Origin of the sequence: uncultured Ruegeria sp., from assembly GCF_947497005.1 — a bacterium.
Lineage (GTDB): Bacteria > Pseudomonadota > Alphaproteobacteria > Rhodobacterales > Rhodobacteraceae > Ruegeria.
On sequence record NZ_CANMFF010000014.1, the window covers coordinates 1 to 26,353 of the forward strand.

The following is a 26,353-nucleotide window of genomic DNA, read 5'->3' on the forward strand; positions in this document are numbered from 1 at the left end:
TGTTCTAAGCCGCTTTTTGAACCATCTCGTGGTCCGGGGATATATTCCCGGGCCATGAGGAGATGACGATGCCCACTCTGACACCGCCCCAGGACTGTAATACGATGCAGAACCTGCGGGTTGAGATCGACAAGCTGGATCGCCAACTGATCGAGATGCTGGTGACACGCGCCAGCTATATCGACCGCGCGTCCCAGCTTAAGCCGGGTGAGGGCCTTCCGGCCCGAATACCGGCCCGCGTCGAAGAGGTGGTGCAACGTGTGCGCGCAAGTTCGGACGCGCTGGGGATGGACCCGGATCTGGCGGAAAAGCTGTGGCGCATCTTGATTGACTGGTCGATTGCACGCGAAGAGCGCGTAATTGGCATCGACTGACTGACCGGGCGCTTTGTGCGCCCGATTTGTTTTTTGAAAGAAGGGATCGAAGAATGGTAGCTCAGGTTATCGACGGTAAGGCCTTTGCCGCAAAAGTGCGCGGGCAAGTGGCCGATCAGGTCGCAAAGCTGAAAGAAGAAAACGGCATCACCCCAGGACTGGCCGTGGTTCTGGTGGGTGAAGATCCTGCCAGCCAGGTCTATGTCCGCTCGAAGGGCAAGATGACTGTCGAGGTCGGCATGAACTCGTACGAGCACAAGCTGGACGTGGAGACCTCGGAAGAAGATCTGCTGGCGTTGATCGACAAGCTGAACAACGATCCGGCTGTTCATGGCATTCTGGTTCAACTGCCGTTGCCCAAGCACCTGAACGAAGACCTGGTGATCAACTCGATTGACCCGGCCAAGGATGTTGATGGTTTCCACATCTCGAATGTCGGCCTGTTGGGCACCGGGCAGAAATCGATGGTGCCCTGCACTCCGCTGGGCTGCCTGATGATGCTGCGTGATCATCATGGTTCGCTGTCTGGATTGGACGCTGTGGTGATCGGTCGTTCGAACATCGTGGGCAAGCCGATGGCACAACTGCTGTTGGGCGACAGCTGCACCGTAACCATCGCGCATTCGCGCACGAAAGACCTGCCTGACGTCGTTCGCCGCGCCGACATCGTAGTCGCCGCTGTGGGCCGTCCTGAGATGGTGCCTGGTGACTGGATCAAGGAAGGCGCCACCGTGATCGATGTGGGTATCAACCGCATCGAACGCGACGGTAAGAACAAGCTGGTTGGTGACGTGGACTATGCCAGCGCGGCCGAACGCGCCGGTGCGATCACGCCGGTACCGGGGGGCGTCGGGCCGATGACCATCGCCTGCTTGCTGGCCAACACGCTGACTGCCTGCTGCCGGTCCAATGGCCTGCCCGAACCAGAAGGCTTGACGGCTTAAGATAAACCGGTCGGGCCGTTCCACTCGGCCCGCCTCCCTCTCTGATTGAGGAAAACTGCGCCAGACAATCTTCGGGTGTCTTGGTCAATATACCCCAAATTGGTTTGACAGCTTGATGAATCGTGATATCCCTGTATTCCCAGTTGGTTACAGGTAAAGGTGCTTCGGCGCCAGTCACGCTCAGGTCGAGCTTTGTTAAATCATGCACAAAAGCGGTATGACGTTTAAATTTAGTACTATACGAAAAGCATGTACCCCACAGCGAGTTACGGCTGGCTTGGTCTTTCTTCCGTTGCTTGCTTACGCATTTCCACCGTTTCTGGTCGCGGATCTGACATTTGGTTTGCGTCTATTGTTTTGGACCGGTGTGATGGTCCTTGCACTGTCTGTCACCGGGTTGGCACGCAAGCTGATGCAGAAAAATCCCGTATTGTTGAATGTTCCTGCCCGTGATCTGGCATTTGCCGGTTTGATCCTTGTTTTGTTTACACCGTCCCTCTGGATGTTGGCCTGGGTTTTGTTCACCTTTGGTGGTCAAATGGTGCCGGGTGCCCAGACAGTAGCGATATACGGGGTTCTGTTCGCCACAGGTTTGGTTCTGGTGCAGCGAAGTGATATGAACGTGTCGGCAGACCCTGTGCCAGAAGTCAAGATGCCACGTCTTTTCAAGCGTTTGCCACCCGGTTTCGACGGCCAAATCCATCGCCTCACGGTCAGAGATCACAACGTGGATGTTGTCACCTCTGACGGTACGTTCACAGTTCGCTCGCGCTTTACCGATGCAATTGCCGAGATGGAGCCTGTCTCCGGTCACTGTTCGCACCGTTCGCATTGGGTGGTGGACGCATCTATCGTTGACGTGGAAAAGACAGGCGGCAAGACATTTCTGCGTCTGGTGAACGGCGACCGTGTTCCGGTCAGTCGCAAATACAAACCCATGCTGGAAAAAGACGGGTTGATCTGATCTTAGCGCGGCATCGGGATCATATGCGGTCGCGGTCCGGTCAGAATGGCCATTGCGTCCGCGCCCATGAGGTCAGCCAGTGCCTGGTCCGTGCAGCGCAATCCCCCTGTGAAGGTGCCGTAGGCGGGCAGGATCAGCCTATCACTGTCCAGCAAAAAAGCTGGTCGCGTTATGCTCCTCCCTTTTAGCCGTATCTGCGCTTTGGGGTGGTAGTGACCCGAGATTTCACCCCGCATGTCACCCTGCGCGATATGGCGGAAGACAATTGGGTCGCAAGGCCATTCGAACAGATGTGCCCCACCCAGTTCAATGGGACCCGGATCGTGATTCCCTTCGATCCAGATCCACTGACGCCCGGCCTGTAATGTTGCGATCCTCAGGCCTTCGGTTACAGGTAAGGTTCTGGCGGCCTCAAGATCGTCGAAACTGTCGCCCAAACAAACGACGGTTTCGGCTTTGGTGTGCTCCAGATCGCCTGCCAGCCGGTCCAGCGTTTCGTGACTGTCATACGGAGGAAGCGTAGCCCCACCGCGCCGGGCCACGCGTTCGGATTTTCCCAGATGCAGGTCCGAGACACAGAGCAGTTGCCGCTCCGGCCACCACAGAGCGCCAGACGGCAAAGCACCGAACCGCTGGCCTGCAAAGGAAAACTCACACACGTTCATGATACGTTCTTGGCGTGATTCTGCGTTTTGTGCAAGAGAATCAAAGTCGGTTCAGCCCTGCAGTGTCCAGCAGACGCGCGCTCTCTTCCGCCAACAGCCTTTCTTCGGCAGCCCCCTTGACCGGCACCTTTCCAACCTCAAGAAACAGCGGCGCGGACAGTGGGGAAACGCGGTCCAGCCGCAACAGGTCGACCCGGTTGCCGATCCGGGCCAGCATCGCCTCGATCCGGCCAAAATCGACCAGCCCTCGCATGGCTTCTTCGTGGGTGATCTGCATCAGCAGGTGATCAGGATCGTATTTCAGCAGAGTGTCATACAAAATGTCCGAGGAAAACGTAGCCTGCCGACCGCTTTTGCGTTGCCCGCCCAAATTGCGCTCAATCAGACCGGCAATAGTGGCCGATGCGCGAAAGGTGCGCTTCATAACGGCGTTACCTGCCAACCAAGTATCCAGCCCGTCGCGCAGCGCGTCAGGCTGAAACAGCGGGGTGGGGTCGATGACTGCATCCAGACCCCAAATCAGCGTGGCATAGTCTGTGGCAACAAAACCCAAGGGGGCCAACCCGGTTTCCTCCATCCGTTTGGTCAGCAGCAGGCCCAGTGTTTGTTGCGCGTTGCGGCCGGCGAACCCGTAGACGCACAGGTGTTCCCGCCCGTCGGCTGGAAAGCTCTCGATCAGCAAGCGGTCGCGTTGAGGCAGTCGAGACATCTGGCGCTGCAAGGCCAACCAATCAGCGGTATGAGAGGGCAGTTGCGGCCAGTCAGTTTGGGCAAACATGCGCAGGATGCGGTCGCTCAACTGAGTGGAGGTCGCAAATTTTGTACCCGAGAAAGTGGCGATCTTGGGCTTGCGATCTGCGCGACGGCTGACCTCGACCACCATTTCACGCAGGCCCTCATACCGCACGATCTGCCCGCCGATCAGGAAGGTATCGCCTGGTGTCAGTGAAGTAGCAAAGGCTTCCTCAACCTCTCCCAACGGTTTACCGCCACGACTGCGTCTTAGGCGCACTTTCAGGGTGTCGGTGTCCTGAATCGTGCCCAGATTCATGCGAATGCGCGCCGCTACGCGCGGATCGCGCAGCTGCCATTTTCCGTCAGCGCGCTGTTGCAACCGTTGCCAGCGATCATAGGCCCGCAAGGCGTAGCCGCCGGTGGCGCAGAAATCCAGGCAGGCGTCGAATTCGGGCCGGGCCAGCCGCGCATAAGGCCCGGCGGATGTCATCTCGGTATACAGGTCATCGGCGTCAAATGGCCCGGCGCAGGCGGCGATCAGGATGTGCTGGCACAAGACATCGCGGGGGCCGGGGCCGCGAGGTTCTCCGTCAAGATCATGGGCCTTGGCGGCCTCCAGTGCGGCGACGCATTCGACCACCTCGAACCGGTTGGCAGGCACCAGCAGCGCCTTGGAAGGCGCGTTATAGCGGTGGTTGGCCCGCCCGATCCGTTGCACCAGCCGTTTGACGTTCTTGGGTGCGCCGATCTGGATCACCAGATCCACGTCGCCCCAGTCAATGCCCAGGTCCAGCGAGCCGGTGCACACGATGGCGCGCAAATCACCGCGGACCATTGCCGCCTCGACCCGCTCGCGTTGTTGCCGGTCAAGGCTGCCATGGTGGATGCCAATGGGCAGGCCGTCTTCATTGGCCAGCCACAGGTTGTGAAAGAAGATTTCCGCCTGAGCGCGCGTGTTATGGAAGATCAGCGTGGTCTTGTGCTGCCGGATTTGTTCCAGCACCGCCGGGATCGCATAGGCAGCGCCACCGCCAGACCAGGGCGGCATTTCGGTGGTTTCCAGCATTTGGATATCCGGGTCAGGGCCTGGGTCGGCCTGCACGATCTGGCAGGGATCCGGGTGCCGGGCCAGAAAGCGGGCAATCGCCGCGGGGTCTTCGACCGTGGCCGACAAGCCAACGCGGCGTAGCTCCGGGTTGAGGCGCTGCAGACGCGCCAAAGCCAACATCAACTGATCCCCGCGCTTGCTTTCGGCCAGAGCATGAATTTCATCAACGATGATCCGCTGAACCCCATCGAACATCCGTGGAGCATCCTCGTATGAGGTGAGCAGCGCCAGGCTTTCCGGTGTGGTCAGCAGGATATGGGGCGGGTCGACCCTTTGGCGTTTCTTCTGCGTGGCTGAGGTGTCACCAGTGCGATCTTCGATCCGGATGGGCAGGCCGATCTCGTCCACCGGTGTGCGCAGATTGCGTTTGATATCTGCCGCCAATGCCTTGAGTGGTGAGACATAGAGTGTGTGCAGCCCGCTATGGCCACCGTCAGCCAGCTCGGACAGTGAAGGCAGAAACCCGGCCATGGTCTTGCCCCCACCAGTAGGGGCGATTAGCACGGTGGCAGGGTCTTGCGCACGGTCGAACATCTCTTGCTGATGCGGGTGAATGGACCAGCCTTTGGTCGAGAACCACGTACCAATCCGAGCGGGAATCTGCGTCATGGACACAGATTACCCGCCCAGAGGAGGGATTGGCACGGCGTTATTTGACGATTTTCTCGTCTTTTACGAACATGTTGGCCCAGGCGCGGTCGATCAGGTCCGGGCTCATCTGATAGGGGATGCCCTCGAACTCGCAGATCGCGATCATCTGGTCGATCAGGAAGATCGGCTGATAGTTGGCATAGATGTTGTCGATAGTCGGGTATTTGACCTTCAGCAGGTGCACCAATGCCGCCTCGTCCAATGGTATTCCGCGTTTACGGGCCACCATGGCGAAGATTTTCAGGAAGTTCTCCTGGTTTGGACCGTCGATCTTGATCTTGAAGAAAATCCGGCGCAAGGCGGCTTGGTCGAAGATCTCGTTCGGGTGGAAGTTTGTCGAGAAGATGACCAGTGTGTCAAAGGGCACTTCGAATTTTTCGCCTGATTGCAGGCCAAGGATGTCCTTGTTTTCTTCCAGTGGAACAATCCAGCGGTTGACCAGCGCCTGTGGCGGTTCGGCCTGACGGCCAAGGTCGTCCACGATGAAGATGCCGCCGGTGGACTTCAGCTGTAGCGGCGCCTGATAGGTTCGCGCGGTTGGATTGTAGACCAGATCCAACATGCTGAGCGACAGTTCACCCCCGGTCACAACAGTGGGCCGTTCGCATTGCACATAACGCGAATCGAACCGTTTGCGACGACGCAGGCTGTTGGGGTCGTCGGCCTCTTGCTCAATCGCGGTGTGTACGATCGGGTCATAGACCGTGATCACCTGACCCGCATATTCGATGGCGTAAGGTACGTAGACGTTATCCCCCAGCGCATCACGGACACCGTTCGAGATCGAAGATTTACCGTTGCCCGGAGGGCCGTACATCAGGATCGACCGACCGGCGCTGACTGCGGGGCCCAAATGGTCCAGCAGACTGTTGGGCAGAACCAGATGACCCATTGCGCCGACCAGTTGGTCCCGCGTCACCTGAATATTTCGAATTGACTGGCGTTTGACCTGCTCGCGATAAACATCCAGCGGTACGGGCATTGCTCCGAAGTATTCCGACTGGCTAAGCGCATCCAGCGCGCGGGCCTTGCCCGCATCGGTCAGCTGGTACCCCATCTCGTTGCCGCTGTTGGCGTTCAGTGTCCCGGTTGCCTCAAGCAATTTCTGATCGCGCGCGATATCAACCAATTCCTGAGTGACCGATCCGGGAAGACAGATGGCTTCGGCCACTTCTGATACGGTGCTGACGTTCTTGCGGAAAATCGTCTTCAGCAGAATATCCCGCATCATTACCAGCGGAAGCTTCATTTCACCCAGACCCTTTGGGGTAGGGGGAGCCATAACAGAGGAAGTCTGCATATTCATGCGCGGTGCTCGTCCATCAAAATGTCACGCCAAAAACCCAAAAATGGGCGTCTTGGAGAAAAATGAACCAGCTTTGTGGCGGGACAAAGGCAGCGACAAGGCGCGCTGATGATAGTTTACGATCCGAGAACAGTGCCCAAAATCAGGTACATGGCCAGCGATCCGCCCAACGCAAAACCCATCGGAAATTGTTTGCCCCGATCCCAGCTTTCCCAATGCGGCGCGATGGTGCGCAGCTTTGTGATTTTTGCCAATCGGTGGGTGACCACGGCCGCCAGAATACATGCGGTCAGAATAAGCAACACAAGTTTGAGATCACCAAGCCAGACAAATGCCGCTGCCGCCGCCAGAAATTTGGCATCGCCTGCACCCATGGCGCCTGCAGCGTTCAGGATGATACCGATAACCAAGACTACAATGATATGCAGCAACTGCCAGAAATAGATCGGCATTGATACATTGAACGGCCCCAGGTTGCCGCTGACGCTTCCGGTGGACCACGGCGGGATGGCGATCAGACCGATCACGACGAAAACCACGGTCAGCGCCACAACTGCATGGTTCTTGATCCGCATCTCACGCATGTCCGTGAATGCCACGTAAAAGCAGATGGGCAGCACAAACGGCAGGAACCAGGCCGCTGCCACCGCTGGTATTTGCATGCGTCAGGCCCCTTCAAGCGCCCGAAGCGAACGTACCGCCTCGTCGAAATGCTGCGGGTGGGTGGAGATGGCTTCGCGGAACAGATTTTTGGCAGTTGTAATGTCACCCTGTTTTACCGCCGAAATACCCATCGTGTTCAGCAGGCGCGCCCGTTCGATCTGTGTCATGGATACGACAGGTAGGTTATAGTTCCCCTGCGCCGATCGGGCCAACACCAGGTTGTTCTTGGCGGTAAACAGCGAGTTGTCCTGACGGATCGCATCAGAGAAAAGCCGCTCGGCTTCGGCATACTGACCGCGGGTCAGTTTAGAGTAACCCCAGTTGTTCATCACACTGCCCGGACGTGTCGTCAGCCCGACAGCGGTTTCATAGAAATGATCTGCCCGTTTCCACTCTTTCCGGGAATCTGCAACCACCGCTTCAAGGCGATAACGTTTGAAAGTTTCAAACGTAGGGGGAACCGAATCCAGAACCGCCTTTGCCTGCGACCAGTCACCGTTCCGGACCAGCGCATCCGCGTATTCGACCTTGTCTGCGGCGTTCGTGCCCTTCATCGTTGTCACGCGCTTCCACGAGGCGGCGGCTTCGGTCGTGCGCTTGGCACGGCCCAAAGAAATTGCCAATCCGCGCTGAAGATCGATCCGGTCCGGGTTCTTTAATGCCGCACCGTGGAAGTAGGTTACCGCCTCGTTTGGGTCAGCGGCGTTCAGAAGCACATCGTTCAGGTTGGTTTCGTCAATAACGTTCACTTCCTGAAATGTGCGTTCAACCTTTTCCTCTTCGGATTCCTTTGCACAGGCCGAAAGGAACAGACCACTGATAATGACAGTCGGAATCAAGAATTGCTGGCGCATTTTTGCGTCCTTTACTGCTCTCGTCTCAATTACTGAATCTTGCGTAGCGTGAATTGCCCGTCGCCAAGCTGCTCCAGTGTATATTCTTGTTGTTCTTGAGGGGTATTATTAACAGGATTTTCCATTTTTGCGAGTGCTAAGCGCAGATTGTCCCGGATTGCGTCACTTTCGCCATTATCCAGTGCATAGGCCCGTTGAAACACTTGTGCAGCTTCTGGGTATTCCTGTTTTTCCATCAGCAAGACACCGAGGTTGTTCCAGGCCACGGGCCAATCCGGGTCATCTTCGACGGCACGGCGCAACAGTTTTTCAGCCTGCCCCAAACGCCGTAACCCGACATTCGCGGTGCCCAGAGAGGTCAGAACTTGGGTTGTCATACCCTGCTCAAGTGCGGCCCGGGTAAATGTTTCAAGCGCCAGTTCGTATTCGCCGGCGGCCATTAACCTGTTTCCGACCGTTATACTGTCTTCAGCCTGAGCTTTTGCGTCAATTCCCGGTGCATCCAGACCCTTCGGCGACTGGCCTTCTGTGCAAGAAGCCACCATGGCGAAAACCATGGTGGCCCGGAATACTCGGCGAAACCCGGAAGGGAAGCACCTGACTTCAGTTTTCATAGGGTTTTATCCGCCCGCACGCCCGAAACTCGAAATGACGTTTGCCGACGGGCCAATCAGAATGATCAGCAATGGCGGCACTGTCAGCATCATTGTGACAAGAGTCATCTTGGTAGGCAACTTGTTCGCTGCCTCTTCGGCGCGCATCACACGTTTGTCACGCATTTCACCGGCATAAACCCGCAACGCTTCGGCAATTGATGTACCAAATGTCGCCGATTGGATCATCACAGTGACAAAAGAATTCACGTCCTGCACGCCGCACCGTACGCCGAAATCGCGCAGGACTGTATCTTTGTCCTTACCGGCTTTCATTTCGTAGGCGACGATTTCGAACTCCTGAGCGATATCAGGGTAGGACGAGCTCATCTCGCTGGCTACGCGCACGATGGCCTGATCCAGCGATTGCCCAGCTTCAACGCAGACAAGCATCAGGTCAAGTGTGTCGGGAAACCCTGCAGTAATCGCTTCTTTCCGTTCTTCAACCCGACGCGTTATCCAGTATTTTGGCGCGAAATAGCCAATCGCCGCCGGAACAAATACCCGGATGATCATCTGCTGCCCGGTAAATTCCTGACCGCCGGAAAAAACCGTGATCAAAAGAACTCCAATCACGATACCAATGATACCCAGTGAAAACTGCGCAAAGTGAAAGAAGCGAACCGAATCCTTTGATCTGTAGCCCGCCTGGCGCAGTTTTAGTTCGACGGCCGAGTATTCTTCTTCATTCTTCGGTTCCAGAAAAGTCGCGAATTTCTCAAGCTGTTCGTTTCGGCCGCTGTTTCGAAGCTGCTCTTTCTTCCCCTTTTTTTGTTTCTGGGGCGCCGCATTCGATTTTTGCAGTCTCTTCAAGGGGTCTTCCGGCTGATTCAACATCAGCGAGACGGCGACCAGAACCATAATCAGGCCAAGGACTCCGACCACGATCAGGGGGCCGAACTCGCCAAGATGCTGGGTCAACAGGTCATTGATGCCGGTCAGAAATTCCATGGTGCTGCCCTCAGACCTTGATGTTGGTGATGATCTTCATGACGATCAGGTTCAGTGTCAGCATGATGGCGACAACAAAACACGCGGGGATGAACCAGGCGTGATCCAGAACCTCGTCATAATAGCCCGGATCCTTGACCAGGATAAAAACCAGACAGGCAATCGGAAACCCGGACAGGAATTTGCCAGACCACTGCGCCTCTGCCGTGATGGCCTTGACGCGGCGAAACAGACGGAAACGAGCGCGGATCACCTGTGCCAGCCCGGCCAGAATTTCAGCCAGGTTACCACCTGATTGCTGTTGAATACCCACGGCCACGGCCAGGAACCGCATATCCTGCATGTCCAGACGTTCGGCCATGTCTTTCAGCGCCTCGCCTACATCGCGGCCATAGGCACATTCATCAGCAATTACACCAAACTCGGTGCCCAACGGATCCTGAACCTCGTTTGAAACCACCTGAATTGTCGAGACAAACGGGTTGCCGACGCGCAAGGAACGCACCATCAGTTCAACCGCATCGGGCAATTGTTCCTCGATCATCCCCATGCGTTTCTTGGCTTTGTGATTGACCCACGCGTAAACGCCGCCGATGCCGATAGCGATTGAAATGACGATGCGCAGAACCGTGTCCGTGGCGGTGCCGATGCTCAGGCCGACAAAGGCCATGGCGGACACCAGACCCATGATCATGATCAACTGGCGCGGAGAGAATGCGATCGCAGCTTTTTGCGCCTTGTCCGCCAGCAGCGAATACAAAGGAATGCTCTGCGATTTCATATGCTGCTGCATCTCTTTGCGCAGCTGTTCCAGCACCTGTTCGCGCCCAGCACCTTTTTCCAGCATATCCAGACGCCGGTTGACCCGGCTGTTCAGGCTGATGGACTTGCCGAACGCGACAAGATAGATGCCCTCGACCAGGGCAAGGACCCCCACAAAGATGGCGACGTAGATGATCGCCTCCATAGGCAATTGCATACCTGGTTCTCCTACATTGTGGTTGGGTCGTAGATGGACGCTGGCAGATCAAAGCCCCACAGACGGAAACGTTCCGAATAGTGGCTGCGCACGCCGGTAGCGGTGAAGTGACCGATGATCTTGTTATCGGGTGTCAGGCCAACACGTTGAAAACGAAATATTTCTTGCATCGAAATTACATCGCCTTCCATCCCGGTGATCTCGGTGATCGACGTCATCCGGCGTGAACCGTCCTGCAGGCGGCTGGCCTGTACGATCAGGTTTACAGCGCTTGCGATCTGACTGCGAACCGCCTTGATAGGCATTTCGATTCCGGCCATTGCGATCATGTTTTCCAGACGCGAAATGCCATCCCGGGCCGAGTTGGCGTGGATCGTGGTCATCGATCCGTCGTGGCCGGTGTTCATGGCCTGGAGCATGTCGATCACCTCAGAGCCACGAGTCTCGCCCACGATGATGCGATCAGGACGCATACGCAGGGCGTTTTTCAAACAGTCGCGGGGGCTGACCTCGCCTTTGCCCTCCACGTTGGGCGGGCGGCTTTCCATGCGACCCACATGGGTCTGTTGCAGTTGCAGTTCTGCCGTATCCTCGATGGTCAGGATGCGTTCGGCATCGTCAATAAAACTGGACAGAGCGTTGAGCGTCGTCGTTTTACCAGAACCGGTACCGCCTGAAACAATGATGTTCAGACGGGTTGATACAGCAGCCTGCAGATAGGCGGCCATTTCTTCAGTGAACGCCCCGAAATTGACCAGATCGTCGATGGCCAGCTTGTCTTTTTTGAACTTACGAATCGACACCAGAGAACCGTCGACCGCAATCGGTGGCACCATGGCGTTGAAACGCGACCCGTCGGCCAGACGAGCATCAACATAAGGGTTTGATTCATCAACACGACGACCCACGGCGGATACGATCTTGTCGATGATTCGCATAAGGTGCTTCTCATCCTTGAAGGTAATGTCGCTGATTTCCAGCTTACCGGAACGTTCCACAAAAATCTGTTGCGGACCGTTCACCAGAATATCGTTGACCGTGTCGTCTTGCAGCAAGGCTTCAAGTGGGCCCAGACCCGTCACCTCGTCATATAGCTCTTTGTTCAGCTGCGTCCGGTCTTCGCGGTTCAGAACGATATTCTTGGTTTCCAGAACTTCGCCGGCGATTGCACTGATTTCGCTGCGCAACTCCGATTCGCCTGCATTTTCCAATGCCGCCAGGTTCAGGTTCTCCAACAATTCGCGATGCAGTTCGATCTTGATTTCGCCCAGCCGCTCTTTGCGCTTGCGGTCCCGGTCCGAACTTGCAACCTCGCCCGACTTCTTTTTTATGGGTTTGCGCGCCACAGCGGTCGCCGTGGGTGCATCCTGCGCAGCGGGCGTTGCCGCTTCGGTTGGTTGCGCCTGTGCTTTGACCGGCTGCGCTGCAGGTTGCTTCTTGTATCTTGAAAACACGGCTTACCCCCTCGGGATGATGTTACGCAGCTTCGTCGGCGCTGTTGCTGCCGAGGCTGTGAAGCGACTTTGCCAGCTTCGCGATTTCCCGGCGCAATGGATTCTTGGCGGCGGCATTTGCCAGGGGTAAACCGTGATCTCCGGCTTGCATGACCGGCTTGCCGCCTTCGGGCAACTGCAGATCTATAGAAATTCCAAGACTTTCCCCCATCCGTTTCACACGGCTTTTCCCGTTAAGATCGGTAAACTTGGGCGCGCGGTTCAACGCAAAACGCAACTTGTTGAACGGCAGCTCCTCGGCCTGCAATGCGCGCTTCAGGCGCAGCGCATTCTGGGCGGATCGCATATCCAGCTCGATCATGGCGAAATACACGTGTGCGGCCTGCAAAACTGTTTCAGACCACAGGACCAGCGTCTTTGGCATGTCGACGATGACGTAATCGAAATGCGCACGCGCCATATCAATCACGCGTTGGATATCTTCCGGTGTAATCAGATCCAGCGGTACCATGTCGGAAGGCGCGGTCAGGACCTGAAGTTTTTCTTCATATGTTTGAAGGGCTTGCGAGAATACCTCGTTATCCATTGCGTCCGTGTCCGACAGCATCTCAAACACTGTTTCCCGCCGTGGCAGATCAAGGTAGGTTGAAACGGTACCGTATTGAAGATCCAAGTCGATCAGACAGACTGAGGGCGCTTCTTTGTCAGAGACACTGGCAAGCTCCCAGGCCAAATTCACGGCCAGAGTTGTTGATCCGACACCGCCAGCCAAACCCTGGACTACGAACAACGCGCCTTCCTTTGATTCGCCGCTCGCCAGAGGAACAGCCGCTGCCTGCGCCACGGCAACTGGGTCCGGTTGCTTCATGCGCTCTATAGCTTCCTGCAATTCACCTTCAGGAAGAGGGTAGGGCACAAACTCATCCGCGCCCTTGCGCAGCAATTGATGCAGCGAAGCCGGAGTGACGTCCTCGGCAATCAGGACAATTTTTATCTTTTTTTCTTTGGCCTGGGCGATGATCTCACCCATCAAAGATAGGTTGTCTTCGTCCTCTCCATCGATGGCCAGCGCTACGAATTCCAGTGTCTCTGCTTCGGGTTGGCTGAAAAATGCCAACGCTTCTGCAAAACCCAAATCGCCCCACCGTTCACCCAGGATGGTTTCCATGTCTTCGATCAAAAGATCGAAATTCTGGACATCCCGACTGATTGTGCAGGCTAAGATTGCAGTATTATCGTCTTGCGGCGTTGCGCTGGTCATAAACATTTTCCTCGTCGTGAGGGCTCAGCATGTCATATGAACGAATTCCGCCAGATTGATGTGCTGTCGCCCCAATACGGTCAAATTTGGCCGCAGGTCACCCTATTGTTCACAATGTTGCTTTGAAGTTGGGCAAGAATTGGGCGCAAAAGAACCAATTGTAGGGAAATGGGCGACGATGCCGCCCATTTCGATTGAATTATCCACCAGCGCCGTCTTCAGCTGTGACTTCCTGGATTGTCGTCGTGTATGTCGCGCTCTCTACGTATTCGCGGTAGATGACGTCTGCGTATTTACCGTCCAGAAGCTGTTGATTTCTATCAACAAAACCCGAAACCTCGGTTACCGTTCTGCGGTTCCGGCGATCCCGATTCTGAGTTGCGACCAGGGGTTGTGTCTTGCCGAATGAAACCACCGCTTCAAGACGTGAGCGTGAGATCCCTTGTTGCCCCAGAAATGTGACGACAGCCTGGGCCCGGCGAAGCCCGAGGCTTTTGTTGTAGCTGGTCGATCCAACGGCATCCGTATGTCCGTAAACGCGGAATCGGGCCTCGGGGAACTGTTTGATCCAGTCAGCCTGTTGCAACAGAATACGCTGCGCCGATGCGTCCAGTTGCGAGCTGTTGAACGCAAAGTTCACCTGGCTGGGTACATCCGCAGCAAATCTGCGGCTGAGAATCTGCGCATAGGTCAGTTCACCGCTTTGAACCTGGACATTGTTTAATGTCGCGTTTCCAAAGGTACCTGTATCGATCTCGTACCCGGCCTCGCGCGTACATGCAGCGACAGCGACCGTAAGACCCAGTGTGATAATCCACTTCTGCATTGGTCCGATCCTCCTGATCAATCTAGGACGTAGCCGTAGGAGCTGCCGAAATCCTGCTTGGCAACCTCTGACGCGCCTCCGGCTCCGGTGCGTTCTGTGCGCGCCACCCGGCCATTTATGAACAGGTCAAATTCGCTGGGCGGTTTGACCCGATCGGTTGGCAGGGTAAGTGCTTCACCCCGTGTCGGTGTTACTAGATGCGCAGTGACGATAACGACGAGTTCGCTTTGCTCGCGCTGGTAGTTGGAGCTACGGAACAATGCACCTAGAATCGGCACATCGCCTAGCCACGGGACCTGGTTGCTCAGATCCGCGAAATCATCTTGGATCAGGCCGGCAATGGCAAAGCTTTCGCCATCACGCAGTTCGATCGTGGTGTTCGCCCGGCGCGTGATGAAACTTGGAACCGAATCGCCGTTAATGGTGAAATCCGAGCTGTTGTCGATGCTTGAAACCGCTGTAGCCATTTCAAGGTTAATCAGGTCGCCATCAACCACGCGTGGAATGAAGTCCATCTCGACACCGAAGGCTTTGTATTCGATGGCCACAACGCCATCATCCTGTGGTACCGGGATCGGAACTTCGCCACCGGCAAGGAACGATGCTTCCTGGCCCGACAGGGCGGACAGATTCGGTTCAGCCAGACTGCGTGCCAGCCCCTTGGTCTCGAGAGCCTCCAGCAACAGGCGAACCTGCGTCGAACCCGCGCCAAACCCAAAAAGGATCGCGCCGGTATTGGACTGAACGACCGGGATGTTGTTCGACAGAGCGTTGTCCAGTGAGAACTGGTTGTTGAGCGTGTTGAAGCCGCCGGTCACATCACCACCGCCGAAGCCAAGCGACGCTGTAAGGCTTTTGGCGACTGAGCGATTCATTTCGGCGAAGCGTACTTTCAGCATGACCTGCTGGACACCGCCAACAGACATCAGATTTGAGACACGCTCGGGCGCGTATCGCTCAGCCAGTTCCAGGGCCCGGGCCAATTTGGCTGAGCTGGACACAGTGCCGGACAAAACGATGCCATCATTGGCTGTGCGAACCTCGATGGGTTCGTTGGGCAGGATCTGGCGCAGACGTTCCTTGAATTCTGTAACGTCTGGCGCGACACGGACGCGTACGTTGGCCAACAGGTTGCCTGCGCCATCAAACAACGTCAGTGTGGTCAGACCCGGAGCCTTACCCAAAACATAGATTGTGCGATCCGACAAAGAAGAGATATCTGCAATGCCCGCGTTGGCAATGCTGAGCTCTGCAAAGGGTTCTTCGCTTTCTACGACAATCGCGCGGTTCATCGGGACGTCGAGTGTTTCCACTGTCCCTTTTTTCACCACGCGTAAAGATTCAGCCCAGGCGGCATCGCCGACGGGGCCCATAACAAGCGACAACCCCAGCAGGGTCGCGCTGATCCAGGAACGTATTGTCATGTGACCTGCCTCTCCGATCACGCCTCATTTTTTCGGGTCTTATGCCCTATAGGAAAAGAGACTGCGCGAAATCCGAATTTATTGCAATAATCAATGGTTTCCGGAAGTTTCCTTATGTGGGGAATTGGCAACAATCACAAAAAAATGAGCCGCACCAATGGCGCGGCTCTGACCTTGTAACGTTCTGAATTGGCGTCAATTTGTGCAGGGGATTGGTACGTTAACGATCTCGCCCCCGCGGCGAATACGTGTTGTGCAGACTTTTTCGATTTCTGCCTCGGGTTCCGGGGCTGCGTCCTGGATTCCCAATAGCTTGCGCTGGTCCACTTCGATCGTGGACGCAACGGTTTCATCCTGCACCCCGACCAGAGCCAAGGAAAGGCGCCCGGTGTTTTGCGCCTGAGCCAATGCAGCGACCTGTTCAGGTGTTGCTGCGACGGTGACAGTCCGCGCAATTGTCGTGTTGGTGACATCCGATCCTGCGGTCTGGTCGACAGCGATAAGTTGTACATTGGTTTCGATCAGACGAGTAATGCCGCCGCTGTTGCCTTCAATGGTTCCGCTGGAGCCGGTCCAGTAGATGTCGACATTGTCACCGGGTCGCAAAAAGCCAGAAACGCCCGAGGCCACGTCAACGCTGATCGCAAATGCGCGCATACCTTTTTCCAGGCGTGACGTCAGGCCAGCTTTTTCACCGGGGTTGGTGATCTTGACCTGCATGATCGCTTCGTCTTTTTCCATGGTTCTTAGAACGAAACGTTCATTCGCACCGCTTTCCGGGAACAGGGCCGCAAGATCAGAGAATGTACCCTCTGGAATGGCGTTTTCGGGCCAATCGACAGCGCGGATATCTTCTTCGGTCAACCGCTCGCCGTATTTCAGCGTGCGGGTAGAGACATAAACAGAGACAGTCGGAACAACGTCAACTTTGGCATTGGCCAGTGCTTCTTCTGCCGCGAGCCTTTGTTGGGCCAGCTCGTTCTGGTAAGCCGCAATATAATTGCGCGCCATGTAAACGGCGCCCCCAGCCAGAGCAACGCCGACAATCAGGACAAGTCCGAATACTGCTCGCATGCGTGTACCTCATTATTTTGTTTGGTCGATTATTTAGCGGCCAAGGAACCACATTGAAACAGCGTATTTGTTAACTGCAAATTGTGTCGAAATGTGGGACAAATATGCCTGATTGTCAGATTCTGCGTCGCTGTCCGCACAATTCTGTACAGCTAATGCCGTCTTTCACTGCGGCTTACACCACAGCAGGAACAACAAAAAACGCCGCACCTCCAAAGGTCACAGCGTTTTATGTTCAACCGGTCGAACACGAGGCCTGGGGAACCCAATTGATGCGTAATCCTGCCGAGGTTCAGTTCCCGCCCGCAGTTCCCGCCGTGATGATACCAGAGGGAGCGCTGTTTGAGCCGGTGCTGACAACCGCAGTGTTCATGGCTTCGTTGATATTGCCGCCCATGCTGTCCACGCTTGAGCTGATCACGAGGTAGGTTGCGCCTGACAATCCGATGACCACAGCCGTCAATACAACCCAGTCAACCGTCACCGCTCCTGTTTCGTCTGATTTGAATCGATTAAGGAATCTGATCATGTGCTTATCTCCCAATACGTCGTGTCAGTATTGTCATAAAGTTGGCCTATGACTGGTTCGCCTGAATGGCAAAAATTTGACTAAATGTTGGTTTCGTCAGGAAAATTGGGGTTCCAAGAGGATTCCCTTATTTTTTGACACGAATGTACCGCATGAGCTTGGGGTGCTTCGGGGGCGTATCTAGGGCGCGGCGTGGCCTGGAAAGCTTGTTCGAATATAAAGTCAGATAAGTTTGCGCTGGCGGTGTTTCAGAGCACAAAAAAGGCCGCGCCTGTTGGGCACGGCCTTGGAATTTCGCTATGTCTGCAGCTTACTGGCTTTTGCCTTCGCCGGTGATACCGCCAGCTGCGGTGTTGCTGCCGGTGCTCAGCGATGCGGCGTTCAGCGCTTCGTTAACGCCAGTTGCCAGGCCGGTGGCGCCAGTTTCGATCTGCTGGTATGCAACGGCTGCCAGGCCGATGACTGCTGCGGTCAGAACAACCCAGTCAACTGTTACTGCGCCGTCTTCGTCTTTGCGGAAGTTCTTGATGAACTTGATCATGTTACGTCCCTCCTAAAGGATCAAATAAAGTTTAACAAACCTCGGCGTCTTTCAGAGCTTTCTCTCTCAGTCCGCTCATGTCCGTCTCGGTATGGGACTATGTTTGACGGTTGGGCGTGGCAGGAATTGGGCCAAACGCCGATTTTTTTCCGTACAGCTTAACTTTTTGGTTATGAATTATGTAGAGCATTGAAAATAAATGAAAAAAAAATCAAACTGGTCCAAACGAACGCTCTGTAGCGATGCAAAATTGCGCCAAATGAGGCGAAATTGCCCCATTTCGCTTTGTTTTTCTGGCTTTGCGCGAAGATTCGGGGTTCAAATCGCGTAAAAAGAAAGCACGAGGCAGGCAAATGAATCTCCGGAACGCACTCCAATGCGCCGGTGTGCTGGCGTTTCTGATATCGGGCACTGCATCCTTGAATGCGACCGAGTTGGAACCGCGTGGCGTATACAAGCGAGTCAAAGCCCCCAAGACCGGCGAACGCCCGCGTGTAACCGTTCAGATTACACCGGAAGAACATGCAGCCAAACCGTCGGCGCCCAGTACGGGCACCGAACTGGTGGTTCCTGAAATCATCGCGCGTACCAAAGTCTCTCCACCTACAGTGCCGGGAACGGAAGTCAAACGGGATCCCAAAGGATCGTACAAGGCATTCTGGAACCGGATCTCACCGCATATTGATGAAGGCGGAGCCGGGCGGATTGATGCGGCTATCAACGCTTTGGCCGCGACCAACGTAAGATCACCGCGACTGCAAACGCTGCAAAACATCGCAAAAGAACGCGGGATCGAGATTCTGCGGTCTACTGTAGGAACAAATGTGTCACCTGCGCTGGTGCTGGCTGTGATTTCGGTGGAATCAGCCGGCCGTGCTGACGCTGTCAGTTCTGCCGGTGCGCAAGGTCTTATGCAGTTGATGCCCGCCACGGCGGCCCGGTTCGGAGTAAAAGACAGTCTTCAACCTTCCGAGAACATCGCGGGTGGCGTGAAATACCTCAACTGGCTGATGGAAGAGTTCGGGAATGACCCGATTCTTGTACTCGCCGGGTATAATGCGGGTGAGGGTGCGGTACGTAAACACAGCGGAGTGCCGCCTTATACCGAAACCCGGGATTATGTGCCCAAGGTTCTGGCCGCCTTTCAGATCGCGCGGGCCTTGTGCACCACGCCGCCGGATCTGATTTCGGATGGCTGCGTGTTCCAGACCTCTAACTGAAAAAAGGTCCGCCAAAATCTGGCGGGCCTTTCCATTTGATCAGGAAACGATTGTCGCCTCTGTGGCGGCGCGCATCTCTTCTGTGCTGACACCTTCTGCCAGTTCGACGATTTTCAATCCACCATCGACCACATCCAGCACACCCAGATTGGTGATGATGCGATCCACGACGCCCTTACCCGTCAACGGCAGGGTGCATTCCTTCAGGACCTTACTGTCGCCGTGTTTGTTGGTGTGATCCATCACAACGATCACGCGGCCAACGCCTGCGACCAGATCCATGGCACCGCCCATGCCTTTCACAAGCTTGCCGGGAATCATCCAGTTGGCCAGATCGCCTTTCTCATCCACCTCCATGGCGCCCAGAATCGCAGCTGCGATCTTGCCGCCGCGGATCATGGCGAAAGATGTGGCGCTGTCGAAATAGGCCGTGCGGGACAATTCGGTGATCGTCTGTTTGCCCGCGTTGATCAGGTCGGGGTCTTCTTCGCCTTCAAAAGGGAAGGGGCCCATGCCCAGCATTCCGTTTTCCGACTGCAGGGTGATATCCTTGTCCCCCACAAAATTCGCCACTAGCGTCGGAATCCCGATACCGAGGTTCACATACATGCCGTCTTCAAGCTCTTCCGCCGCACGTGCGGCCATCTGATCGCGATCCCAGGGCATTATGCTTCCTCCTTTTTACGGGTGGTGCGCTGTTCAATGCGCTTTTCATGGGTCCCCTGCACAATGCGGTTCACATAGATGCCGGGCAGATGGATCATGTCCGGGTCCAATGAGCCGCGCGGTACGATCTCTTCCACTTCAGCTACGCAGATCTTGCCGCAGGTCGCTGCGGGAACGTTGAAATTGCGGGCGGTCTTGCGGAATACCAGATTGCCGGTGTCGTCCGCTTTCCACGCTTTCACGATGGCCAGATCAGCAAAGATACCTTCTTCAAGGATGTAGGTTTCGCCGTTGAAGTCCTTGTGCTCCTTGCCATCGGCGATCACGGTGCCAACGCCGGTTTTTGTGTAGAATCCCGGGATGCCAGCGCCACCGGCACGCATCCGTTCCGCCAGAGTGCCCTGCGGGTTGAATTCCAGCTCCAACTCACCGCTCAGATACTGGCGCATGAATTCGGCGTTTTCGCCGACATACGAACTGATCATCTTCTTGACCTGTTTCGTTTGCAGCAGGATGCCGATGCCGAAATCGTCCACACCGGCGTTGTTCGATGCAAAGCTCAGGTCTTTGACGCCCGATTCCCTGATGGCCTCAAGCAACACTTCCGGAATGCCGCACAGGCCAAACCCGCCTGCGGCAATCAGCATGCCATCCGTCAGCACCCCATCGAGCGCCTCGGTGGCATTGGCATAGATTTTCTTCATGGAAAACTCCCCCAATGACATGGTGATGGGCAGGTTGTGCCGCCACGTCATTGGGAAGTCAATGAAACCAAGGGGGTGATGGTATTTCTACCTACCCAGCCGCTTTCTTGGTTGTCTTTTTAGCGGCGGCCTTTTTCTTGGTGCCTTTCTTGGCCGCGCGTTCGTTAACTAATTCGACGGCCATTTCCTGTGTCACGTCCTCGGGCTTAATATCTTTGGGGATGGTCGCGTTTACCTTTTCCCATTTCACATATGGCCCATAGCGTCCGTCCAGAACCTGCATCGCACCACCATCGGGGTGTTCGCCCAGTTCTTTCAGCGGCTTCGCGGCGGCACTTCCGCGCCGACCTGGGTTGGCACGCTTCTCGGCCAGCAGCTCGACGGCGCGGTTCATGCCGATCTCGAACACGTCGTTGGGATCCTTGAGATTGGCGTAGACCGGCTTGGATTCATCGGCCAGCTGATGCATCAGGTATGGGCCGAACCGTCCGAAATTCGAGCTTATCGTGCCGCCTTCGGGGTGTTCGCCGATCTGACGGGGCAGGGACAGCAGCGTCAGAGCCTTGTCCAAATCCATGTCGTCCTTGCTCCAGCCGCGTGGCAGTGAGGCACGTGGCGGTTTTTTGTTCTCGGGCGTTGGTTCGCCGCGCTGAACATAGGGGCCAAAGCGACCGGATTTCAGCCAGATATCGTCACCGGAATCTTCTCCCAGCAAACGTTCTTCACCCTCGGCGCCTTCGCCCGCGATCGGACGGGTATAGGTGCATTCGGGGTAATTGCCACAGCCCACGAACCCGCCTGTGCGCGAGGTTTTCAGGTGCAGCTGGCCTGCGCCGCATTTCGGGCAGACGCGCGGGTCTGATCCGTCCTCGCGGGGGGGGTAGAGCTGCGGCGCCAGTGCCTCATCCAGCTTGTCCAGCACTTCCGAGATGCGCAGTTCGGAGGTTTCGCCAATTGCGGCCGAGAAATCCCGCCAGAACTTGCTCAGCAACTCTTTGTAATCTCGGCCGCCCGCGCTGACATCGTCCAGTTGTTCTTCCAGATTGGCGGTGAACTCATAGCCCACATACTGGCGAAAGAAATTCAGCAGAAAAATCGTGACGATCCGCCCCTTTTCCTCAGGGATCAGGCGGTTCTTATCCTTGCGCACATATTCGCGGTCCTGAATCGTGGTTACGATCGACGCGTAGGTCGATGGGCGCCCGATCCCCAACTCTTCCATCCGCTTGACCAAAGTCGCCTCGGTATAGCGGGGTGGAGGTTGGGTGTGGTGCTGCAGGGCAAGAACGGATTCGTTCTCGGACAGGATTGCCTCTTTCGCGACCTTGTCACCGCTATCGCTGGTCGCCTTGGAGAACTGATCCTTCAGGGACGTCCTGGCAAAACGCGCCGGATCACCCTGCATGATTTGCGGCAGGCGTTTTTCATCCTCGTCTGCGACGTCATCACGGCCTTCTTCATAGACTCGCATAAATCCGTCGAACATCACGACCTGACCAGTGGCGCGCAGACCGACCTGCCCGTCATCGCTGCCAATCTCGACCGTCGTTCGCTCCAAACGGGCGGCAGCCATCTGACAGGCAATAGTGCGCTTCCAGATCAGATCATAAAGCTTGCGCTGATCCTCATCAGTAACTTTCAGGGCCTTGGCATCACGTGACATATCAGTTGGACGGATACATTCGTGCGCTTCCTGAGCGTTCTTGGCTTTGTTTTTGTAGATGCGCGGGCTGTCCGGCACATATTCCGCGCCATACCGATCGGTAATGGCGTTGCGTGCCGCAGAGACGGCTTCAGGCGCCATGTCGATGCCGTCGGTCCGCATATAAGTAATGTATCCGGCTTCATACAGCCGCTGCGCCACCTGCATTGCATGACGTGCACCCATGCCGAATTTGCGGCTGGCTTCCTGCTGCAGGGTCGAGGTCATAAACGGTGCGCTGGGGTTGCGAGCGGCAGGCTTGGCCTCGACTGAGGTGACAGAAAGCGCGCGGCTGGTTATGGCCTGAACCGCCAGTTCCGCCTGTGTGGCGTTGGCCAGATCGTGTCTGTCCAGCTTTTTGCCTGCCAGCGTGACCAGTCTCGCCTCATAGGTCTGACCGCGCGGTGTTTCGAACAACGCCCGGACCGACCAGTATTCGATCGGCTTGAAGGCCTCGATCTCCATCTCGCGCTCAACGATCAGGCGCAGGCAGACCGATTGCACGCGGCCTGCGGATTTCGCACCGGGCAGTTTGCGCCACAGAACCGGCGAAAGGTTAAAACCTACCAGATAGTCCAAAGCGCGGCGGGCCAGATAGGCCTCGACCAGCGGCATATCCACATCGCGTGGGTTTTGCATCGCCTCGGTCACGGCATCCTTGGTGATCGCGTTGAAAGTAACCCGGCTGACCGGTGTGTCTTTTTTGATCGAACGACGCTTGGTCAGCGTCTCTTGCAGGTGCCAGCTGATCGCCTCGCCCTCGCGATCAGGGTCGGTGGCGAGGATTAGCGCGTTGTCTTCCTTCAGCGCGTCAGCGATGGCTTTGACATGTTTGCGGCTGTCGTTTCCGACCTCCCATTTCATGGTAAATTCGTGCTCGGGATCGACCGATCCGTCTTTTGGCGGCAGGTCCCGCACATGGCCGTAAGAGGCCAAAACAATGTAGTCGGGGCCAAGGTACTTATTGATTGTTTTTGCTTTGGCCGGAGATTCTACAACAACTACAGGCATTTAAGGGAAAACCTCGCTCGACGAATATGGCGCCTTCTATGGTGGAGCAAAATGTGTGGGGCAAGCGGGAATTGTCAATGCGTTCCTTTCGCAGCTTGAAAAGCGTCGTTATTTCAGCACGCTATCCGATGTTTTTTATGCCTGATGCATCCAGAGATCAGCGAGATCAGCCAGCCAGCGACAACAAACCTCCGGGTTGACGCTGGATTCGCCCGTCCAGTTCAAGATCGACCAACGCAGGACCGAGCTCACCGGCAGTGGCCGTGATATCACGCAGCAATTGGTCTTCTGCGATGGGTGAAGGACCCAGCCGCTCGAGGATTTGCACATGCAAGTCCTGTGCAGGACGCACAATTGGTTCAGGGGGTGATGCGGGCTGTCTGGAAAACAGATCAGGCTTCTGCGGCAAGGCCTCAATAATGTCATCTGCAGATCGGACCAGCATTGCGCCATCGCGAATCAACAGATTGCATCCGGCGGCCCGCGCATCGAAGGGATGGCCGGGAACAGCCAGAACCTCGCGCCCCTGATCCAACGCGTCACGTGCCGTGATCAGGCTGCCGGACTTGGCGGCCGCCTCGACCACGACAACGGCCTGCGCCAGGCCCGAAATAATCCGATTTCGGCGTGGAAAGTGCCGGGCCTGGGGTGTCACGCCCATTGGTTGCTCCGACAAACGCAAACCTTTAACGGCGATTTCGTGGGCCAGTTCCGTGTTCTCAGCAGGGTAGATTACGTCCACACCGCCCGCCATGACTGCGATGGTGCCGGAATCCAGCGCAGCCCTATGCGCGGCCGTATCGATGCCACGCGCAAGACCGGAGACAATCACATGCTCTTTGTTGCCCAATTCGGTCGCCAGCCCACGTGCCATCCTGGCGCCTAGCGAAGAGCAGTTCCTTGCCCCTACCACCGCAACGGCGGATTGTTGCAAAAGCGAAACATCCCCGATCGCCCACAGCATCGGGGGGACGTCATTCAAGTCATTCAGCGCTTCGGGAAAATCAGCGGACCCAAGGCACAAAAGCCGCGCTTTGGCAGCTTTTGCGGCCTTGAGTTCCGTCTCGATCACGCCGGGGGGGCAGGTTTCATACCCTTCTATACCGGCAGCACGCGCCATTTCAGGCAGCGCGGCCAGCGCGTTCTGCGCCGAGCCGTGTTCGCGCAGCAGTCGACGAAACGTCGCCGGACCGACCTTGCGGGACCGCAAAAGGCGAAGCCACGAAAACCGGTCCTCTTCCGTGGTGGGTGGGAGTGGGGGGTGATTGGAAGAAAGCTGCTCTTCGGTCATCCGTTGCTCCGCCTTGTTGCAGAACTGGTTTACGGGACGGGCGGTTAACAGCTTGTGAATCGTCGAAAATTAGAAGCGAATTTTCGCAATCCAATAGGATGAAAGACATCTAAGTATATGAAAATAAGTAAAAGAATTAATCTGTGACAAAGGGCGTAATCTGAACACGCAGAACAAAATACGTGGGAAAAAGAGGCGCGATGTTAACCTTGCGCCTCTCTCCGAACCATGAAACCGACTCAGGCCGCCGAGCCGCCGACAGTCAACCCATCCATCAAGACGGTCGGCTGGCCAACGCCTACCGGTACCCATTGTCCATCCTTACCGCAGGTACCCATGCCCGGGTCCAGGGCCATGTCGTTGCCGAGACCACGGATACGTTTCAACGCCGAAGGTCCGTCGCCGATCAGCGTGGCCCCTTTGACGGGCGCGCCGATCTTGCCGTTTTCGACCCGGTAGGCTTCGGTGCACGAGAAAACGAACTTGCCATTGGTGATGTCCACCTGACCGCCGCCAAAACCAACCGCCCAGATGCCGTCTTTGATATCCGCCACCAGAGCCTCTGGGTTTGACACACCCCCCAACATGATTGTGTTGGTCATGCGTGGCATGGGTTTGTGCGCATAGCTCTGCCGCCGCCCGTTTCCAGTGGGCGCAACACCCATCAGCCGTGCGTTCTGACGGTCCTGCATATAGCCGGTCAGAACGCCGTCTTCGATCAGCACCGTGCGCGAACTGGGCGTGCCCTCGTCATCCACAGTGATTGAGCCGCGCCGGTCTGCAATCGTGCCGTCATCCACAACAGTCACACCCTTCGAGGCGATCTGTTGCCCCATCAACCCGGCAAAGGCCGAGCTGCCCTTGCGGTTGAAATCGCCCTCAAGCCCGTGACCAATGGCTTCGTGCAGCAGAATGCCAGGCCAGCCGGGGCCAAGCGCGACTTCCATGACACCCGCTGGGGCTGGGATTGCGTCCAGATTGACCAAAGCAATGCGCAGGGCTTCGCGGGCCTTGGCTTGCCAGTCGATAGGGTCGATCAACCCGCTCAGGCCGACCCGCCCGCCGCCGCCCGCCGATCCGCTTTCGCGACGCCCGTTCTGCTCGACGATCACCGAAACATTCACGCGTGTCATCGGCCGAACGTCGCGCACCAAAACGTCATCGGGGCGCAGAATCTCCACCTCCTGCACAGCTGCAGCAATCGTTGCGCTGACCTGAACGACACGCGGGTCAAGATCACGGGCAAAGGCGTCGATCTCGCGTAATGTCTCGATCTTGACCGGGAACGCGGCGGAATCGATTGGGTCTTCGCCCGTATACAGGCGGGCATTGGTCGAACGTGGAGCGTCGTCCAACGTGCCGCCGCCATCTCCCACTGCCAGCCTGGCGGTTTCTGCGGCCCGTTTCAGCGCCGAAATTGAAATATCCGTCGAATGCGCGTACCCGGCCACTTCACCCTGTACGGCGCGCAGACCGAACCCCTCGGACGCATCATAAGACGCGGTCCGCAAACGCCCGTCATCGAACACCAGAGATTCGGATTTTCGTCTTTCGACAAAAAGCTCCCCATCCTCGGCCCCGCCCGTTGCCGAGCGCAATATGGCCAGCGCTTCATCATGCGGAAGAGCGCTCTCAAAAGGGCGAAACGGTGCGTCGGACATGGGTTGGGACCTTTCGGGTTTGATCCAGATCAAAAATAGCGTCTGTTTGACGCAAGCATTTTGCTTTATCTACCCGACGGAATATGGTTTTTAACGCGGCCAAAGACAACGGGAGAGGTGTGACCGATTCACATCTTTTCGC

General features: G+C 56.4%; 24 protein-coding genes. 4 read left to right on the top strand and 20 right to left on the bottom strand.

Features of this window, described 5'->3' with window-relative positions; all coding sequences use genetic code 11:
• Positions 1 to 68: 68 nt before the first annotated feature.
• From Q0816_RS18080 to Q0816_RS18090, 3 genes are all read left to right on the top strand, one after another.
• Complete coding sequence (locus Q0816_RS18080; protein ID WP_298853223.1) at positions 69 to 374, top strand: chorismate mutase; 306 nt, start codon at positions 69 to 71, stop codon at positions 372 to 374.
• A gap of 53 nt (positions 375 to 427) precedes the next feature.
• On the top strand, positions 428 to 1,318 hold the full coding sequence (folD, locus tag Q0816_RS18085) for a bifunctional methylenetetrahydrofolate dehydrogenase/methenyltetrahydrofolate cyclohydrolase FolD (RefSeq protein ID WP_298853225.1): 891 nt from the start codon (positions 428 to 430) through the stop codon (positions 1,316 to 1,318).
• Between the two features lie 370 nt (positions 1,319 to 1,688).
• Positions 1,689 to 2,282 (top strand): LytTR family DNA-binding domain-containing protein, encoded by a 594-nt coding sequence (locus Q0816_RS18090; RefSeq protein WP_298853227.1) that lies wholly within the window; start codon positions 1,689 to 1,691, stop codon positions 2,280 to 2,282.
• A 2-nt stretch (positions 2,283 to 2,284) separates the two neighbouring features.
• Here Q0816_RS18090 and pdeM read toward each other — a convergent pair whose 3' ends face one another.
• The 15 genes from pdeM to Q0816_RS18165 all read right to left on the bottom strand — a co-directional run bounded on the left by pdeM (position 2,285) and on the right by Q0816_RS18165 (position 17,956).
• Positions 2,285 to 2,947: a ligase-associated DNA damage response endonuclease PdeM gene (gene pdeM / locus Q0816_RS18095; protein ID WP_298853230.1), complete on the bottom strand. Its 663-nt coding sequence runs from the start codon at positions 2,945 to 2,947 to the stop codon at positions 2,285 to 2,287.
• Positions 2,948 to 2,987: 40 nt separating this feature from the next.
• Complete coding sequence (locus tag Q0816_RS18100) at positions 2,988 to 5,399, bottom strand: ligase-associated DNA damage response DEXH box helicase (protein ID WP_298853232.1); 2,412 nt, start codon at positions 5,397 to 5,399, stop codon at positions 2,988 to 2,990.
• Between the two features lie 40 nt (positions 5,400 to 5,439).
• Entirely contained in the window at positions 5,440 to 6,747 is a 1,308-nt protein-coding gene (locus Q0816_RS18105; RefSeq protein ID WP_298853235.1) for an ATPase, read from the bottom strand.
• A gap of 116 nt (positions 6,748 to 6,863) precedes the next feature.
• Entirely contained in the window at positions 6,864 to 7,409 is a 546-nt protein-coding gene (locus Q0816_RS18110) for a prepilin peptidase (protein WP_298853238.1), read from the bottom strand.
• Between the two features lie 3 nt (positions 7,410 to 7,412).
• Positions 7,413 to 8,264 (bottom strand): tetratricopeptide repeat protein, encoded by an 852-nt coding sequence (locus Q0816_RS18115; RefSeq protein ID WP_298853240.1) that lies wholly within the window; start codon positions 8,262 to 8,264, stop codon positions 7,413 to 7,415.
• Between the two features lie 29 nt (positions 8,265 to 8,293).
• Complete coding sequence (locus Q0816_RS18120) at positions 8,294 to 8,821, bottom strand: tetratricopeptide repeat protein (RefSeq protein WP_298853506.1); 528 nt, start codon at positions 8,819 to 8,821, stop codon at positions 8,294 to 8,296.
• A 63-nt stretch (positions 8,822 to 8,884) separates the two neighbouring features.
• Positions 8,885 to 9,868, bottom strand: coding sequence for a type II secretion system F family protein (locus Q0816_RS18125; protein WP_298853243.1), 984 nt, complete (start codon positions 9,866 to 9,868; stop codon positions 8,885 to 8,887).
• A 10-nt stretch (positions 9,869 to 9,878) separates the two neighbouring features.
• A complete protein-coding gene (locus Q0816_RS18130) occupies positions 9,879 to 10,847 on the bottom strand; it encodes a type II secretion system F family protein (protein ID WP_298853246.1) in 969 nt (322 codons plus the stop codon).
• 11 nt (positions 10,848 to 10,858) lie between these two features.
• Positions 10,859 to 12,301 carry a CpaF family protein gene (locus Q0816_RS18135; protein WP_298853249.1) on the bottom strand — a complete coding sequence of 481 codons (1,443 nt, stop codon included), beginning with the start codon at positions 12,299 to 12,301 and terminating at the stop codon, positions 10,859 to 10,861.
• 22 nt (positions 12,302 to 12,323) lie between these two features.
• Positions 12,324 to 13,562: an AAA family ATPase gene (locus Q0816_RS18140; RefSeq protein ID WP_298853251.1), complete on the bottom strand. Its 1,239-nt coding sequence runs from the start codon at positions 13,560 to 13,562 to the stop codon at positions 12,324 to 12,326.
• 199 nt (positions 13,563 to 13,761) lie between these two features.
• The gene (locus tag Q0816_RS18145) at positions 13,762 to 14,388 is read right to left on the bottom strand and encodes an OmpA family protein (RefSeq protein WP_298853253.1); all 627 of its coding nucleotides are present in this window, start codon (positions 14,386 to 14,388) and stop codon (positions 13,762 to 13,764) included.
• 17 nt (positions 14,389 to 14,405) lie between these two features.
• A complete protein-coding gene (locus Q0816_RS18150; protein ID WP_298853255.1) occupies positions 14,406 to 15,812 on the bottom strand; it encodes a type II and III secretion system protein family protein in 1,407 nt (468 codons plus the stop codon).
• 195 nt (positions 15,813 to 16,007) lie between these two features.
• Positions 16,008 to 16,886 (bottom strand): Flp pilus assembly protein CpaB, encoded by an 879-nt coding sequence (gene cpaB, locus Q0816_RS18155; RefSeq protein WP_298853257.1) that lies wholly within the window; start codon positions 16,884 to 16,886, stop codon positions 16,008 to 16,010.
• Between the two features lie 292 nt (positions 16,887 to 17,178).
• Positions 17,179 to 17,415, bottom strand: coding sequence for a hypothetical protein (locus Q0816_RS18160; RefSeq protein ID WP_298853259.1), 237 nt, complete (start codon positions 17,413 to 17,415; stop codon positions 17,179 to 17,181).
• A gap of 310 nt (positions 17,416 to 17,725) precedes the next feature.
• Positions 17,726 to 17,956 (bottom strand): hypothetical protein, encoded by a 231-nt coding sequence (locus tag Q0816_RS18165; RefSeq protein WP_298853261.1) that lies wholly within the window; start codon positions 17,954 to 17,956, stop codon positions 17,726 to 17,728.
• A 353-nt stretch (positions 17,957 to 18,309) separates the two neighbouring features.
• On the opposite strand from Q0816_RS18165, the gene Q0816_RS18170 reads away from it, so the two are divergent.
• Positions 18,310 to 19,176, top strand: a complete 867-nt coding sequence (locus Q0816_RS18170; protein ID WP_298853263.1) for a lytic transglycosylase domain-containing protein — start codon at positions 18,310 to 18,312, stop codon at positions 19,174 to 19,176.
• A 39-nt stretch (positions 19,177 to 19,215) separates the two neighbouring features.
• Here the strand turns inward: Q0816_RS18170 and Q0816_RS18175 are convergent, their stop codons facing one another.
• The 5 genes from Q0816_RS18175 to tldD form a co-directional block, all read right to left on the bottom strand.
• Positions 19,216 to 19,842 (bottom strand): 3-oxoacid CoA-transferase subunit B, encoded by a 627-nt coding sequence (locus Q0816_RS18175; RefSeq protein WP_298853265.1) that lies wholly within the window; start codon positions 19,840 to 19,842, stop codon positions 19,216 to 19,218.
• On the bottom strand, positions 19,842 to 20,546 hold the full coding sequence (locus Q0816_RS18180; protein ID WP_298853267.1) for a CoA transferase subunit A: 705 nt from the start codon (positions 20,544 to 20,546) through the stop codon (positions 19,842 to 19,844). The genes Q0816_RS18175 and Q0816_RS18180 overlap by 1 nt, the downstream gene beginning before the upstream one ends.
• Positions 20,547 to 20,637: 91 nt before the next feature.
• Complete coding sequence (gene topA / locus Q0816_RS18185) at positions 20,638 to 23,259, bottom strand: type I DNA topoisomerase (protein ID WP_298853270.1); 2,622 nt, start codon at positions 23,257 to 23,259, stop codon at positions 20,638 to 20,640.
• Between the two features lie 166 nt (positions 23,260 to 23,425).
• Positions 23,426 to 24,550 carry a DNA-processing protein DprA gene (gene dprA / locus Q0816_RS18190; protein WP_298853272.1) on the bottom strand — a complete coding sequence of 375 codons (1,125 nt, stop codon included), beginning with the start codon at positions 24,548 to 24,550 and terminating at the stop codon, positions 23,426 to 23,428.
• 239 nt (positions 24,551 to 24,789) lie between these two features.
• Positions 24,790 to 26,211 (bottom strand): metalloprotease TldD, encoded by a 1,422-nt coding sequence (gene tldD / locus Q0816_RS18195; RefSeq protein WP_298853275.1) that lies wholly within the window; start codon positions 26,209 to 26,211, stop codon positions 24,790 to 24,792.
• Positions 26,212 to 26,353 lie beyond the last annotated feature (142 nt).